The 14,992-nt window shown below is 60.4% G+C and carries 10 protein-coding genes; 4 read left to right on the forward strand and 6 right to left on the reverse strand.

Features of this window, described 5'->3' with window-relative positions:
- The first annotated feature begins 23 nt into the window (after nucleotides 1–23).
- A complete protein-coding gene (gene rho, locus BPSY_RS04345; RefSeq protein WP_033494596.1) occupies nucleotides 24–1,973 on the forward strand; it encodes a transcription termination factor Rho in 1,950 nt (649 codons plus the stop codon).
- A gap of 162 nt (nucleotides 1,974–2,135) precedes the next feature.
- Nucleotides 2,136–2,567, forward strand: coding sequence for a chorismate mutase (locus tag BPSY_RS04350; protein WP_033494597.1), 432 nt, complete (start codon nucleotides 2,136–2,138; stop codon nucleotides 2,565–2,567).
- A gap of 122 nt (nucleotides 2,568–2,689) precedes the next feature.
- On the opposite strand, the gene valS is transcribed toward BPSY_RS04350, so the two are convergent.
- The 4 genes from valS to BPSY_RS04370 all read right to left on the reverse strand — a co-directional run bounded on the left by valS (nucleotide 2,690) and on the right by BPSY_RS04370 (nucleotide 8,543).
- On the reverse strand, nucleotides 2,690–5,422 hold the full coding sequence (gene valS, locus BPSY_RS04355; protein ID WP_033494598.1) for a valine--tRNA ligase: 2,733 nt from the start codon (nucleotides 5,420–5,422) through the stop codon (nucleotides 2,690–2,692).
- Nucleotides 5,423–5,500: 78 nt separating this feature from the next.
- Complete coding sequence (locus BPSY_RS04360) at nucleotides 5,501–7,039, reverse strand: ABC transporter substrate-binding protein (RefSeq protein WP_033494599.1); 1,539 nt, start codon at nucleotides 7,037–7,039, stop codon at nucleotides 5,501–5,503.
- A gap of 43 nt (nucleotides 7,040–7,082) precedes the next feature.
- On the reverse strand, nucleotides 7,083–7,721 hold the full coding sequence (gene nth / locus BPSY_RS04365) for an endonuclease III (RefSeq protein ID WP_033494600.1): 639 nt from the start codon (nucleotides 7,719–7,721) through the stop codon (nucleotides 7,083–7,085).
- A 48-nt stretch (nucleotides 7,722–7,769) separates the two neighbouring features.
- On the reverse strand, nucleotides 7,770–8,543 hold the full coding sequence (locus BPSY_RS04370; RefSeq protein WP_081884250.1) for a winged helix-turn-helix transcriptional regulator: 774 nt from the start codon (nucleotides 8,541–8,543) through the stop codon (nucleotides 7,770–7,772).
- 182 nt (nucleotides 8,544–8,725) lie between these two features.
- On the opposite strand from BPSY_RS04370, the gene BPSY_RS10990 reads away from it, so the two are divergent.
- A complete protein-coding gene (locus tag BPSY_RS10990) occupies nucleotides 8,726–9,466 on the forward strand; it encodes a hypothetical protein (RefSeq protein ID WP_152596765.1) in 741 nt (246 codons plus the stop codon).
- Between the two features lie 170 nt (nucleotides 9,467–9,636).
- On the opposite strand, the gene BPSY_RS04380 is transcribed toward BPSY_RS10990, so the two are convergent.
- Entirely contained in the window at nucleotides 9,637–10,131 is a 495-nt protein-coding gene (locus BPSY_RS04380; protein WP_033494602.1) for an inorganic diphosphatase, read from the reverse strand.
- Nucleotides 10,132–10,249: 118 nt separating this feature from the next.
- On the reverse strand, nucleotides 10,250–12,424 hold the full coding sequence (locus BPSY_RS04385) for a maltotransferase domain-containing protein (RefSeq protein ID WP_033494603.1): 2,175 nt from the start codon (nucleotides 12,422–12,424) through the stop codon (nucleotides 10,250–10,252).
- A 174-nt stretch (nucleotides 12,425–12,598) separates the two neighbouring features.
- Here BPSY_RS04385 and BPSY_RS04390 point away from each other — a divergent pair, with 174 nt between their 5' ends.
- On the forward strand, nucleotides 12,599–14,875 hold the full coding sequence (locus BPSY_RS04390; RefSeq protein ID WP_033494604.1) for a hypothetical protein: 2,277 nt from the start codon (nucleotides 12,599–12,601) through the stop codon (nucleotides 14,873–14,875).
- Nucleotides 14,876–14,992: the final 117 nt, after the last annotated feature.

Raw genomic sequence — 14,992 nt, forward strand, 5'->3', positions numbered from 1 at the left:
GCGGTAGGAAAGGCATAATTACTGTGGCAACAAGCCAAAAACTTACTGAGATGAAACTGCCTGAGCTCAAGGAGCTCGCCAAGCAGCTGGGTCTGCGGGGCACCTCCACGATGCGTAAGCCCGCTCTGATAGCGACCATTGAAGCTGCACGTTCCGGCGGTGCTGCACCCGCCGGCGTGACCGTACGGACGGTAAACGCCAGCCAGCAGCCCGATGATTCCTCAAACAAGCAGGACATCGACGAGCAGGCATCGAAATCCGAGCAGCATGCAGAGGAACAGTCGGATTCATCCAGCGATCCTTTTGCGGTCTCGGACATCGTCAAAGGCGATGCGGGCAGTGCCCCGACCAAGAAGGCCACGCATGAGCGGCACACCGTCGAAGAAGAGGAGCCGTTGCAGCTGCCACGACGCAGGCGCAACCGTGCTCAACCCGCACATGACGAGACGGCCGAGCACGGTGCGGTCCGCGATCTTGATGACATCCTGGCGGTTCTGCCCAACCGCAATGAGCGCAGCCAGCAGCACTCCGCCGATACGGAGGGTGCGGGCGAGGAGCGCGAATTCGTACGTCGCGGGCGACGTGATCGCGGGGATCGCAACAACGAGCGCGGTGGCCGCGGTGAACGTAACAGTGACCGCAACAACGAGCGCAACAATGACCGCGGCGAGCGTGGCGACAGAGGCAGCGAGCGCAACGGCAGGAATGATCGTGGCGACCGCAATGACCGCAATAATGAGCGCAACAGCGAACGCCGCAACCGTAACCGTCGTGACCGCTCGGGGGAATACGAGTCCAGGGAAGAGGACCGTCGTGACGATTCCCAGCAGGAGGATCTGGTTCCTGTGGCGGGCATCGTTGATGTGCTGGATTCCTACGCATTCATCAGGACTTCGGGCTATCTTCCCGGTCCGAATGACGTGTACGTCTCGATGGGGCAGGTCCGCAAGTACGCCTTGCGCAAGGGTGACGCCGTTCATGGCGCGATTCGCCCACCGCGCGAGGGAGACAGGCGCAATCAGCGCCAGAAGTTCGTACCGCTGCAATCCATCGACTCCGTCAATGGCATGAGCGTCGACGATGCTGCCGGCAGGGCGCACTTCAACAAGCTCACCCCGCTCTACCCGCAGGATCGTCTACGCATGGAGACGCAACCCAATAAGATCACCGGTCGTTTGATCGATATCATCTCGCCGATCGGCAAGGGTCAGCGTGGTTTGATCGTGTCCCCTCCGAAGGCGGGCAAGACCATCACGCTGCAGAACATCGCCAACTCCATTTCGACGAATAACCCCGAGGTCCATCTGATGGTGGTCCTGGTGGATGAGCGCCCGGAGGAAGTCACCGATATGGAGCGCACCGTCCAGGGAGAAGTCATCTCATCGACCTTCGACCGTCCTGCTTCCGACCACACCACGGTCGCCGAGCTGGCGATCGAACGTGCGAAGCGCCTGGTCGAACTGGGCCAGGATGTCGTGGTTCTGCTTGATTCGATGACCCGTCTCGCACGTGCTTACAACATCGCCGCCCCGGCTTCAGGACGTATCCTGTCCGGTGGTGTGGATGCCCAGGCGCTGTATCCGCCGAAGAAGTTCTTCGGCGCCGCCCGGAACATCGAGAACGGCGGATCGCTGACGATTATCGCCTCCGCTTTGGTGGAGACCGGCTCCAAGATGGACGAGGTCATATTCGAGGAGTTCAAGGGAACCGGCAATATGGAATTGCGTCTCTCCCGCGAGCTGGCCGACAAGAGGCTCTTCCCCGCGATCGACATCATCTCCTCCGGCACGCGCCGGGAGGAGCTCATCACGCCTCCGGAGGAGCTGGCCGTGGTCTACCGCCTGCGTCGCGCCTTCGGTGGCATGGAGCCTGAGCAGGCCTACCAGACCTTGGTCCCGCGTCTGAAGAAGACCGCCACCAACCGTGATTTTCTGGCCGCGATCACATCCACGATGCCTCAGATGAAGCAGTAGATCAGCGATCTCGGGTGCCCGGCGCCGACAGGCATCAGGCACCCGAGATCGAATCACCCATGCATCGCTTCCATCCAGCGGAGTCATCCGCAGGGCTGTCATGATGTTCATTGCCGGTGTCGTCTCATTTTCCTTGATTGTTCTGGTTGTATTCTAGAAATCATGAAAGATGAAGACGACACCGGCAATTGGCTTCGGCCACAGGACAGCACCGAGGGGTCCGAAGAGGCCTCCACCACGATAGATGCACAGGCCGCGGACGGTAATCCGGAAATAGCGCGCTATGTTCAACAGATAGAAGCCCTGCGGCAATCCATAGACAATGTCGACACCGCGATCGTCTCACTGCTGGCCGAACGCTTCAAATACACATCCCGTGTGGGAGTGCTCAAGGCCCACGCAGGATTCGAACCCGCAGACTATCAGCGTGAGCACGCCCAGATCCAACGTCTCCATCGCATCGCCGAAGATGCGGGCCTTGATACGGATATTGCGGAGATGTACAGGGAATTCGTCGTCACCGAAACGAAAAAACGTCATAGAAGAATAGCCCAGGCCGGTGGCGACCCGGGTGTGCTCGATGTCTTCGCCTGAGCGGAGGGGCCACCGAGGCGAGAGGCCTCCTGCCTGTCAATGTTGACGGCAGGAGGCCTCTCGATATTGAGCTGAGTCACCAAGCGGCGCTCAGCGTGCCCCGGTACGGGCCGGTCGCTGTTTCAGTGCTTCGGCTTTTTCGCCGGGGGTTCGCCGAGTTCGCTGTCGCGGACGGTTATGACTGCCTCGTCTTCGCCGTCAGCACCCGTATTCGCGGCTGCCTCGGCGATGTTCAGCGCGCCGGTGACCCGCCCCGCCTCGGCGATGTCCCCGAGTGAATCACGAATCGCCGCCATGGCGGCCTCCGGAACGCTGAGTGTGGCCTGCAGCACGGGGGTTTTCATCGAGACCTTGGCTTCGGATTTGATTTTGCGTATCTCCGCCAAGGCCTGTCCGGCCCAGTCAAGGGTTTTCGGATCGGTACCCTCAGCGGCTTGGGCATACACACCGGGAAGCGGCCAGGCCGAACGATGCACTGACCCCTCTCCTTGATGCATCCACCCCCAGATCTCTTCGCAGGCGAAAGGCAGATAGGGTGCCAAAAGGCGTGCAAAGGCATCCAGGACGAGCCCCAGTGTCGTACGCGCGGAATTGACGGCATGGTCGGAAGGGACCTGTCCTGAGGCGTCTGCCGTGCCGTAAGCCCGGTTCTTCGCGAGCTCGATGTAGTCATCGCAGAAATCCCAGAAGAAGCTCTCGATGCTTTCCAGGGCCTTGGAATGCTCATATGACTCAAGGCTCTTCGTGGCCTGGGTGATGACCTCGGCCAGGCGAGCCAAGACCGAACGATCGAGTGCTTCGCTCACATCCGCCGGATCCCAGTCGATCTGCGCCGCCGAAGCGACATGATGGTTCTCGTCCTCGCGGCCGATGGCCAAAGCGAATTTCGTGGCATTGAGCAATTTGATGGCCAGGCGTCGGCCGATCTTCATCTGACCTTCGTCATACGTGGCGTCAAGCCCGAGCTTCGCCGATGACGCCCAGTAGCGCACGGCATCGGCACCGAATTTGGCGATCGGCTCATTCGGCACGACCACATTGCCCTTTGACTTGCTCATCTTCTTGTGGTCGGGGTCAAGGATCCAGCCCGAGAGCGCCGTATGCGACCAGGGGAGGCATCCGTTCTCAAGGTGAGCGCGCGCCACCGAGCTGAAGAGCCAGGTGCGGATGATGTCCTGTCCTTGGGGCCTGAGATCCATCGGGAAGGTGGCCTTGTGCAAGGCCTCGTTCTCTTCGCCCGGCTCGCCCCAGCGCGTGACGATCTGGGGGGTCAATGAGCTGGTCGCCCAGGTGTCCATGATGTCACGCTCCGCGGTGAAGCCCTCGGGCTGGTCGCGCTGCGACTCATCGAAGCCTTCCGGCACATCGGTGGTGGGATCTATGGGCAGTTGCTCTTCCTTCGGCGTGATGGGCCTCGTGAAATCGGCATTGCCCTGCCCATCCACCTGATACCACAGAGGGAATGGGACACCGAAGAAGCGTTGGCGTGAGATCAGCCAATCGCCGTTGAGTCCATGCACCCAGTTGTCGTAGCGGACGCGCATGAAGTCGGGATGGAAGTTCAGTTCCTCGCCACGCTTGATGAGCTGTGCGTTCAGAGCCGCATCGGTGCCGCCGTTGCGTAGGTACCATTGGCGTGACGTGACGATTTCGAGGGGCTTGTCGCCCTTTTCGTAGAAATTCGTCATACGCTTCGTCGGTGTGGGTTCACCATCGAGATCGCCCGCTTCACGCAGCGCGTCCACGATGATCTTGCGCGCGGTGAACACTGTTTTGCCTTCGGTCTCTTCGAAGAGGGCACGTCCCGCCTCATCGGTGATCCAGTCGGGCACATCCATGATGATGCGACCGTTGCGTTGAATGATCGAACGAGTGGGGAGATGCAGCTCACGCCACCATTGCACATCGGTGATGTCACCGAAGGTGCAGCACATGGCGATGCCGGCGCCCTTCTCCATCTCGGCTGCGGGATGGGCCAGGATCGGGACCTCCACGTGGAACAGCGGGGAGTAGACCTTCTCCCCGAAGTGCTCCTTGTAGCGTTCATCGTCGGGATGGGCGATCAGCGCACCGCATGCGGCCAACAGTTCAGGTCTCGTCGTCTCTATGTAGAGCGGTGTCCCGTCCGCGAAGCGGAACGCTATCTTGTGGTAGAAGCCGGGGTATTCGCGTGATTCCAACTCCGCCTGCGCAACGGCCGTCTGGAAGGTGACGTCCCATAGTCCCGGAGCTTCCTGCTGGTAGGCCTCGCCGCGTGACAGATTGCGCAGGAAGGCCTTCTGGGCCACGCGACGGGGATGCTCACCGATCGTGTGGTAGGTCTGGGTCCAATCCACCGAGAGCCCCAATGACTTCCACAAGGCCTCGAAGAGTTTCTCGTCCTCGCCGGTGAGGCGCTCGCACAATTCGATGAAGTTCTGGCGTGAAACAGGAACCTGATCGCGGGCTTCCACCTTCTTGCCCTCGGTGCCTTCGAATGGGGGTTTGAAATCGGGGTCGTATTTGAGCGAGGTGTCGACACGCACCCCGTAGTAGTTCTGCACGCGGCGTTCCGTCGGCAGGCCGTTGTCATCCCATCCCATCGGATAGAAGACGTCGAAGCCCTGCATGCGCTTGAAACGTGCCATCACATCCGTATGGGTGTATGAGAACACATGGCCTACATGCAGATGACCGGAAACCGTTGGGGGAGGGGTGTCGATCGAATATACGCCGCTGCGTTCGGTGGTGTGCCGGAAACGGTAGGTTCCCGAGTCCTCCCACTGCTTGCACCACTTGTCTTCCAATCCGTCCACGCCCACATGGTCGGGCAGCGCAGTCAGGTTGGCATGTATGCTATCTGTGTTCTCGCTCATAGGGCATAAGTTTATGAATCCAGCGTGACATGTGGGGCTTGCGGCCTCACCATGTATCCGGGTCCACCCTGCGGATCTTCACTGTGATGAGATATTCCACAGCGGAAGGTAGCTGTCCGTCATATTGCTGGGCATGCCGCTTATCTTCCTCACCGAGGCGGTCACCGGCACTTTCATGAACAGCCAGTCCGCCGGTGCCTCCTGGGCGACGGTTCTGGCATAGGATTTGAGCGCGGCCGTGTATGCCTCGTCGCTGGTGGAGGCCTGGGCCTTCTTGTAGGACTCCTGGGCGGTGGGGCTGTCGTATTTGGTGATGGTGTCGGAAGGATTGGCGAAGCTCCCGGCATCCGTGCCTGAGGACATCGTGATGAGGGTCATATCAAAAGCCCGCTGGGATTCCACGGTCTGTTTCCAATCGGCTTCGCTGATCATGCTCACCGTCACCGGGATGCCTCCTTTGGCGAGCTGCTCCTTGATGAGCTGCCCGAGCTGCGCACCATAGGATTCGGGGTATATGAAGCGCAGACTGCCGCCATAATATGACGGTGGGAAGTATGAGGCCAAGGACGTTCCCTTGGCCGGATCCAAAGGAAAGAGTCCGGTCAGGTCTTCGTATCCGGCGTCCAAGGGTGTGAAAGGTCCTCCGATGGCCGCACCCAAGCCCTGTTGCGCCTTGACGATCCCATCGCTGTCGATCAGGTATCTGATGGCCTGGCGAAGACGCTGATCGGAGAGCACCGAAGCGGTGTCCGTGTTGAAGGCCAGCACTACCGAGTCCTGGCTGACGCCTTTGCCTACCGTGAGGGATGTATTGTTCTCCGCCTTCTGCAGGCCGCCCGCATCGAGTCCTGTGGCAGCGTCGAGCTCTCCGGATTCCAAGGCCTTGGACATCGTCGAGGCCGAGCCGAAGTAGCGCAGGGTCACCGATTCCACCTTCGCCTGGCTGCCCCAATACCGCTGGTTCCTGATAAGCTTGAGGCTTTCGCCATTGCGCCAGTCCGCGACCTGATACGGCCCGGAACCCGCTGCCTGCGTGGAATAGTTGATCTTGGCCTGTTCATCGTAAACGATCCCGGCACGTCCGGAAAGCGTCCGCAACAGTGCGGGGTCAGGGGATTTGAGTGTTATCCGCACGGTGTCCGCAGCGGTGGCATCGACCGAAGCCAGTAATGTCAGGTCATCCGCACCTGCATACTGCTTGGTGATCGTCTGTTGCAACGACCACACCACATCCTCGGAGTCGAGCACATGCCCGTTGCTGAAGTGCATGCCGTCGTTGAGATGGAAGGTATAGGTCAAGGCATCCTTGGATATGTCCCATGAACGCGCGATACCGGGTGCCGGCGCATTGTCGGCGTTCTTGCCCACGATGGTCTGATAGACATTGCCGAGCAGCGCCTGGGTGACGGCATCGTTGTCCTCACTGCGGATATCGAGGGATTTCGGTGGGGTGACGGCACCGATGGTGATGCCGGCCTGGGACACCACGGTGTTGTTCGGCAGCAGGCTCCGGTGATTCAGCAAGGACCATCCCACCCAGGCGACTGCGCTGAGCAGCACAAGCGCCACAAGGAATATGATGCCGGACTTCCATGAGCCCCGTTCGTTCCTCTCCATAGCCTCCGAGTCTATAACCTGGGGCTGTCTTCACACGGCGCTCTCAGCGGGTGGGGGTGATCTCCGCGCTCGGGCAGCTTTCGGCCAGAGGGCAGCGGTTGCATTCGGGTTTGCGCGCATGGCAGATGTCACGTCCGTGGAGGATCAGACGATGTGAGAGATCGGTCCATTCCTCGGGTGGGAAGCAGGCCGTGATCTCTTTTTCGATATGTGCGGGATCGGGATGCGGGGCATGCCAATCCGTGCGCCATCGCAGTCTTCCGCTGACACGGATGACGTGGGTGTCCACAGGGAATCCCGGGATGCCGAAGGCGTTGCCGAGTACGACGTTGGCGGTTTTCCTGCCGACGCCCGGCAGACTGGTGAGCTCCTGCATCGTGCGCGGGACCTCGCCGCCGAAACGTTGTTCGAGTGCGGATCCCAGTCCGATCAGATGCCGTGCCTTGGCATGGTAGAAGCCGGTCGAATGGATGATGTCCTCCAATTCGGTGGGATTCGCCCGGGCCAGGTCGGCGGCGGTGGGATAGGTGTCGAAGAGTTCGGGCGTGACCATATTGACGCGCACATCGGTCGTCTGGGCGCTGAGCACAGTGGCGACGAGCAGCTGCAATGGGGTCGAGAAATTCAATGCCGATCGGGGAGCCGGATACATCAGGCACAGTTTGGCATACTCCTCATGCATGCGTGCCAGCCGATGGGATTTCGATTCTCTGACCAAAACCAGCCCCGCTTATTCCCCGTCGACCGGGATGTCGTCAGGCAGCGATGCAATCGCCTGCGCCCGGGCGACATCGTCCTGAAGTTCACCTTCCGGAGGGTCGAAACGGTAGCCGACATTGCGCACGGTGCCGATGAGGTGTTCGTATTCCCCACCGAGTTTGGCGCGCAGGCGCCTGATGTGCACATCCACCGTGCGGGTGCCGCCGTAGTAGTCGTATCCCCAAACCTCCTGCAGCAGCTGAGCCCGGGTGAACACCCGCCCCGGGTGCTGGACGAGGTACTTCAGCAGCTCGAATTCCTTATAGGCCAGATCGATCGGACGCCCATGCAGGCTTGCGGTGTAGCCGTTGGTATCCACCAGCAGGTCGCCGGACCTGATCTGTCCGTCTATCCCCTCGATCTTCGCCCCGGTGGGGGCTGAAGTGTCCGCAACGGAATTGCCCCGTTCGGATACCAGTCGCAAGCGGGCCTCGACCTCCGCGGGGGAGGCCGAGGACACGACCACATCGCTGATGCCCCATTGGGAATTCACCACGGTGAATCCGCCTTCGGTCAGTACCAGCACGATCGGAGTGGAGAGTCCTGAAGCATGGATCAGACGGCACAATGTTTTGGCGGTAGCCAAATCATCTCTGGCATCCAGGAACAGAATCGTGTTCTCCGGCATCTTCACCAGTGAGGCGGCATCCATCGGCAATACCCGAACACGGTGGGAAAGCAGCGCAAGCGAAGGCAACACGGTTGCAGGATCACCCGCAAACGTCATCAACGTCAAGTCGGTCACGCCGGTTCCCCTTTGATCTTAAGGATGGATTGCTGTTGAACGATTGTGTTTCATTGTACAGTCGCAGCAACAATTGCTTTATTTTGTAATAGGTGTGGTGGACACTTCGCGCTAGATTGGAGTCCTACGCAACTCGTGTGACCATCGCGGGGGAAGCAATCGAGGAATCGAAGGGTGCGGTTATGAGTGGAGAAGAGGTACGCGAGAGGGATGTTCGTACTCCTCGCAGCGCAAAAGGAGTGGTCATCACCCAACTCGTCGCGTATGCGGCGCTCCTGATCGTTGCGGCGTTGGTCTCCATATGGCCATCCGATCCGGTCCTTATCGTATGGACGATCCTGGTCGCCGTCACGGGGCTGGGAGCCTTGCTGCGCTGGTGGCCTTTCGATGACACCTTCAGGACGAGTGTCGTCGAGCGCATGGTTTCGGGCCTTGCGGGCATATGCGCGTTCGTGGCAGCGGGAATGGTCGTTCCCCATCTCGTCCGGGATCCGGGAGCCGCCACCTCAAGGGCCTCCATCACTTCGTGGGCGGTTGTCTTCGGCATACTCGTGACCGTTCTGGTGATCGTCGGATTCATAACGCAGATGTTGCGCACGGTGCGCTCCCATCTCATCAGATCGTTGTCGCATGCCGTTTTCGGCGGCATCGCATGCGTATCGGCCGCAGGATGGTGCTTCCTTCCGGTCTTCATCGCGATAGCCCTGACGTCGGGCGGCGGGAAGCATGTCGCAGGTGTGGTCATCGTGATGGCGGTTGTGCTGCTGATTCTGCTGTCCTTGGGGGCTGCTGCCGCATCCTGGTGGCGTGAGGGAGCCGAGGACGGTTCACACGACTATATAGGGGTGGCTCTCCTGCCGGTGATGATCGGTGGCATCGCCATGTATATGGCAACCCTGGCCATGTATTTCCTCATCTTCTGACGATCGGTCCTTCTCTTCGCTGGGATGGTCCGGGATCCTCGGCTCAGGCGGCAACGCACACCAGGGCAAGGCATGGGGAGGTATGCGGCCGAGCATACAGGAGCGGCGGGGAGGTTGCACGGTAATCACCGTCGTGCAACCTCGCCGCCGCTCCTGTATGTCCTGTGTCTCTACCGTTCGGACTCGGCCAGACGCTCCACGGCCTTCACGATTTCCTTCTTCGCGGCTTCGGCATCGGTCCAGAAATCACCTGGCTGCACTTCCTTGCCCGGTTCAAGAGCCTTGTACTGCTCGAAGAAGTGCTTGATTTCAGCCTTGTGGAAATCAGAGACATCGGAGACGTCCTTGATGTCGTCAAAACGGACATCAGCCGGGACGCAGAGCACCTTGTCGTCCCCACCCGCCTCATCGACCATATGGTACAGGCCGACGGCGCGGCATTCGATGATGCAGCCCGGGAACACCGAATTCGGAATCATGACGAGAGCATCCAAGGGATCCCCGTCCTCGCCGAGCGTGCCCTCGATGTATCCGTAATCATCGGGGTAGCCCATTGAGGTGAACAGGGTGCGGTCGAGTTTGATGCGGCCTGATTCATGATCCACCTCGTACTTGTTGCGTGAACCGCGTGGGATCTCAACGACCACATCGAATGTTTCTGCCATGTCGTCTCCTTGCTAATAGTCAATGAGTGCCTTACGGCAACCACAATACCCGTTGCGGGCGAAAGCCTCAGGTGCGTGCCTTCACCCCGTCGTCCTCCCGGATCGCATGACGCGGCGACTATGAAGGCCGGACGGTGAGGACGTGGGCCACATCCGCCCAAGGGGCCAAAGACACGTAGTCATCCCCCGTCCAGCTGAAATCGCGTCCGCTCAATTCGTCATGCACATCGAGGCTCTGTCCGGGGTCGAATCCGAAATCGGCGGGATCGAAATGCACACCGGAGGAGTGGGCGTTATGGCCGTCGAGATTGACCACGACGAAGAGGGTGTCGTCGCGGCCGTTCTCGGTGAAGTCGGCAGGGGTGTGCCTGGCGAAGGCGATGATGGAGGGGTCATCGGTACGCAGCACCGTGAGGTTGTGGTAGCCCTGGCAGCTGGGGTGTCTGCGACGGATATCGTTGAGGGTTGTGAGCAAAACCGATATGCCCAGCCGATCGGCGCTGGACCAATCGCGCAGCTTGATCTCGTACTTCTCATTGTCGATCTGTTCCTCGAATCCGGGTCGCTGCCGGTTCTCGATGAGTTCGTATCCGCTGTATATGCCCCAACTCGGTGAGCCCAGTGCCGCGAGGACCGCGCGTACCGCATGGCCGGCTATGCCGTTGTCGCGAAGATAATCGGTGAGGATATCCGGGGTGGTCGGCCAGAAGGAGTTGTGCTGGTAATACCCCATATCGCTATTGGTGAGTTCCAGATACTCCTGCAGCTCCTCCTTGGTGTTGCGCCAAGGGAAATAGCAGTGTGACTGGGTGAAGCCCACGTAGCTCAGCGCGAGCATCATGCCGGGACGTGTGAAGGCCTCCGCGAGGAAGAGGATCTCCGGGTGCCTTGCGGTTATGGTGGATATCACATCCTGCCAGAAGCGTACGGGTTTGGTATGCGGATTGTCGATGCGGAAGATCGTGACACCCGCGTCGATCCACAGCTCCAGAATCCGTATGACCTCGCGTTCGATGCCGGCCATATCCTTATCGAAATCGATCGGGTAGATGTCCTGGTATTTCTTCGGAGGGTTTTCGGCGAAGGCGATGCTGCCGTCCGCCTTGTGTCGGAACCAGTCGGGATGCTGCTTCACCCAGGGATGATCCGGGGAGCATTGCAGGGCGAAGTCCAAGGCGATTTCAAGGCCGAGGGCGTGGGCTGATCCGACAAAGGAACGGAAATCATCCATGGTGCCGAGCTTCGGGTCCACAGTATCGTGGCCGCCGAGGGCCGAGCCGATGCCGAAGGGTGAACCGGGGTCGGTCGGCCCAGCGATCAGGGCATTGTTGCGCCCTTTGCGGTTACTCCGACCGATGGGGAAGATCGGGGGAAGATAGACGATGTCGAAGCCTTCCTTCCTGGCCCGTTCAAGACCTGCCGCGGCGGAGAGGAAATTGCCCTGCACGATCTGATGGCTGCGCGGATCCAGATAGGCTCCTTCGGAGCGTGGGAAGAACTGATACCAGGATGCGAAGCTCGACTTCGGACGTTGAACCCGGAACACCTTGGCTTGGCTTTCACTGATATGGTCCCTCAGGGGGTTGCTGTCATGCAGCCGGTGTATTTCCGGTGAATCGGCGGCCGCGAATCGTTTCGCGATATCCACCGAAGGATCCGCGATATCTCGGGCAGCCTTCAACAACACCTTCTTCGCACGCGCACCGAGTCCTGCATCAGCGTCCTCAGCCCAACGCGTGAGTATCGAAGCCCCCTCGTCGAGGGCGTTTGCGACGTCGTCATTGACCTGGACCTTGATCGCGGCGTCATGGAGCCATAAGGCATAGCGGTCCTCCCATCCTTCGATGGTGACGGACCACAGGCCGAGTTGCCGTTTGACGGCGGCAAAAGCCTTATCCCAGGGCAATGCATCGCTGTGCTTGCCCGCCTGCAACCGCACGGACCATCTGTCGAGCCCGGCATTGACGCAGCTCATCGCACGACGTTGGACGACGCGGCCCTGCGGGTTGCGGAGCACCGCGGTCGCACCCACCTTCATGCGACCTTCAATGAAAAGCTGAGCGCTGACGGTGATCGTCTCGCCTATCTCAACGCGGGCGGGGAAGGCATCGCCCTCCTGTGAGGGTGTGATGTCCAGAATCACGACACGTCCGAAGCGGACATCCACGGTGCTGTGTGCCGAGGCTTTCGGAGCATGGGCCTTCGTCTTCTTCGCGCGCGAAGAGCTCCTTGTTGATGTGCCGGATGAGTCGGGCTCGGCTGCGTGCGCCCCGCTGCGATGTGGTGCTGTCATACAACCATTGTATGAAGCAAACGAGCGTTTGTCGCCAACTCTTTGACTGCTTGTCCACTTTTTATATGATCCCCGAAGTTCGACCACACCGGAAAGCCTTGTTGGGCGTAGGAATTCGAACATGGAAATCTCTTAGCACCGCGGGCTGCGCGGACTGTCGCAAAGGAGAGAGTTATGGGTATTCATGTCCATCGCCGAAGGGCGTTAAGCATCATATCGATGATCTGCGTGTTCGCAGTGGCATTCGTGTTCGCGGCGTCATCGGCCGCCGATGTGGGTCTGTATCCGGTGGATCCAGCCAATACCGTGAGCTTCATGCATCAGGGTGTGACGTATCGGATCGGCCCCATGGCGGTTGACGGGCAGGGGAGGAAGGCATACTGCATGGAAACCGGCACACCCGACGAGCTGTGGTATGCGCAGGAGCTGCCGATTGAGGATTCGGAGCCGGCACGCTCCGTCGCCCATCTCGCCGGGGCTCTGCAGGATGATGACGATCCACTGAACCAGGCCGCGCTCGCGGTGCTGGTCCACGATCATCTGGACCTTCAGGCGGATGCCTGGAAGAGCCGGCGCAGCAGCCTGGGATCCGATCGCCCCGACGTGCTGGCGAGGGCCGAGCGTCTATGGGAGCAGGCGCGCGAGGAGACTCCGGTCGATGGGCGGCTTGGCGTGAGCTTCACCGAAGGCACGAGGAAGGGGGTCGTGAATGTCCGTGTCACCAACGCGGGAGGAGGGGCCGCTGTTGGTGTCCCCTTCACCCTGACCTTGAAAGGGCCGGCGGTGTTCACCGCCAATGGGAAGTCGACCATCCAAGGCACATCCATCTCCGGCGGTATTGATCTGGAGTGGTCGGCAACGGGGGATGGGACGGTTGAGGCCAAACTGCACTATGAGATCACGGGAGCGCAGCATCTGATCAGTAGCCAGGACTATTTCAGGATTTCAGGGCCCCGTCAGGCCGAGGCCGTGGCGGAGGTCTTCCAAGTGCGGAAATCCTTCTCCCCGACCTTGTCCTCCGTGGTGCCCGACAAAGTCGTGAATCACGGCGCAGCCGTGCAGGACACCGTGATCTCGGGAACCAAGGCCGGGGATGTGTGGGCATCCGGGGTTGATGTGGAGGCGCAAGGTTATTACTTCGACGCGCTCACGCCACAGACCCTGGGCGAGGACTTCAGTGAGACCGGTGCATCCGGCACGGCTTATCTCGATGAGCTCAAGCGGGCCGGGCATACTCCCAACGCCTATGCTTCGGCTGTGTTCGGCCGCTCCGGCGAGTCGGTCACGGTCTCCGCCACCACAGATCGGGAAGGGACGCAGAACTATGTGGCGCCGCTTTCGGGTGGCTTCGGGACCTGGGTATGGATCATAGCGGTGGACGGGCAGCCGAAGCAGACGAGGGAGTTTCTTCAGGAGGATGTCGTCACGCGTTTTCCGGAGCCCTCGGAAACGCTCTCCGCCAGGGCGATGGTGGCTGTCGATTCCACGGTGACGGAGCACTCCGCATCCGAGGGCAGCGTGATCAGCGATACCATCAGCGTCTCGGGGTTCCCTGATGACCATGGCGTTTTCGCGGGGAATGCCGGTTTCGGCTTCGTTGCGGATGTGCCGATAGCCACGGTGAGCGTGGTGTGGTCCGGTGACGTGAATGATCAGGATAAGGATGCGTTGTACGAACCGCGGACCGTTGAGGTCCCCACAGAGGACGCCCATCATCGCGTCATCGGGACCTGGGAGTATCCGGCACGTAACGGTGCGATCAAGGTCGGTGGAGGGGCTCCCGACGCGCATGGCGATCCGGTGAGTATCGTCGCCCAATCGCACGGCTATTACGTGTTTGTGTACAGCTTCCCCGGTGACGATCGTGCCATGGCCGTCACCAGTGCCTATGACGATGCCTGGGAGAGGGTCAGGGTGGATCAAAGGCCACATGGTGCACAACCTTCACTGACCACGATGGTGAGCCCGATGCAGGTGGGCGTAGCGGATGCCTTCCACGACACGGCGTTGGTGAGAGGCAGCGTCGAAGAGGGATCCTATGTGACATTCAGCGCCTATGAAGCCCTTGAAGGCAGCGGGCTGCCATCACCGGCCGGTAGAAGGATCATGAATGAGGAGCGTGTGCCGCTCGATTACTCCCTGACGACGCAGACGGTCCGCAGTCCTGCCGCGAAGGCGCGGAAGGAGGGATCGGTGTTCTGGAAAGCCACGCTCTGGAACAAGGACGGCGACATCCTTGATGCGCATTACCTCGGCATTGATGGCGAGACGACGACGATAAGCTCCGATGAGCGTGCCGAAGGGGAGAGGGCCTCCTCGTCCGTCACGCAACCGGTGAAATCACTGGCGCGAACAGGGGTTGGTCTGCTGATCGCGCTCGCCATCGTGGTCTTGGTCGCTTCAGGAGTGGGGGCGCTTATGGTGGCGGCCATCAGGAGGAGGTCGGGTTGATCGTCTGCGCCTGGCTCGTGCGCTACAGGGCAGGACTCAGGCAGAGGGAGGGGCTGCGGCGATTATCCGCATGAATGCCTGCTCCATACGCGAAAGCCCCGGGACGATGACCGACAT

Origin of the sequence: Bifidobacterium psychraerophilum, assembly GCF_000741705.1 — a bacterium.
Taxonomy (GTDB): domain Bacteria; phylum Actinomycetota; class Actinomycetes; order Actinomycetales; family Bifidobacteriaceae; genus Bombiscardovia; species Bombiscardovia psychraerophila.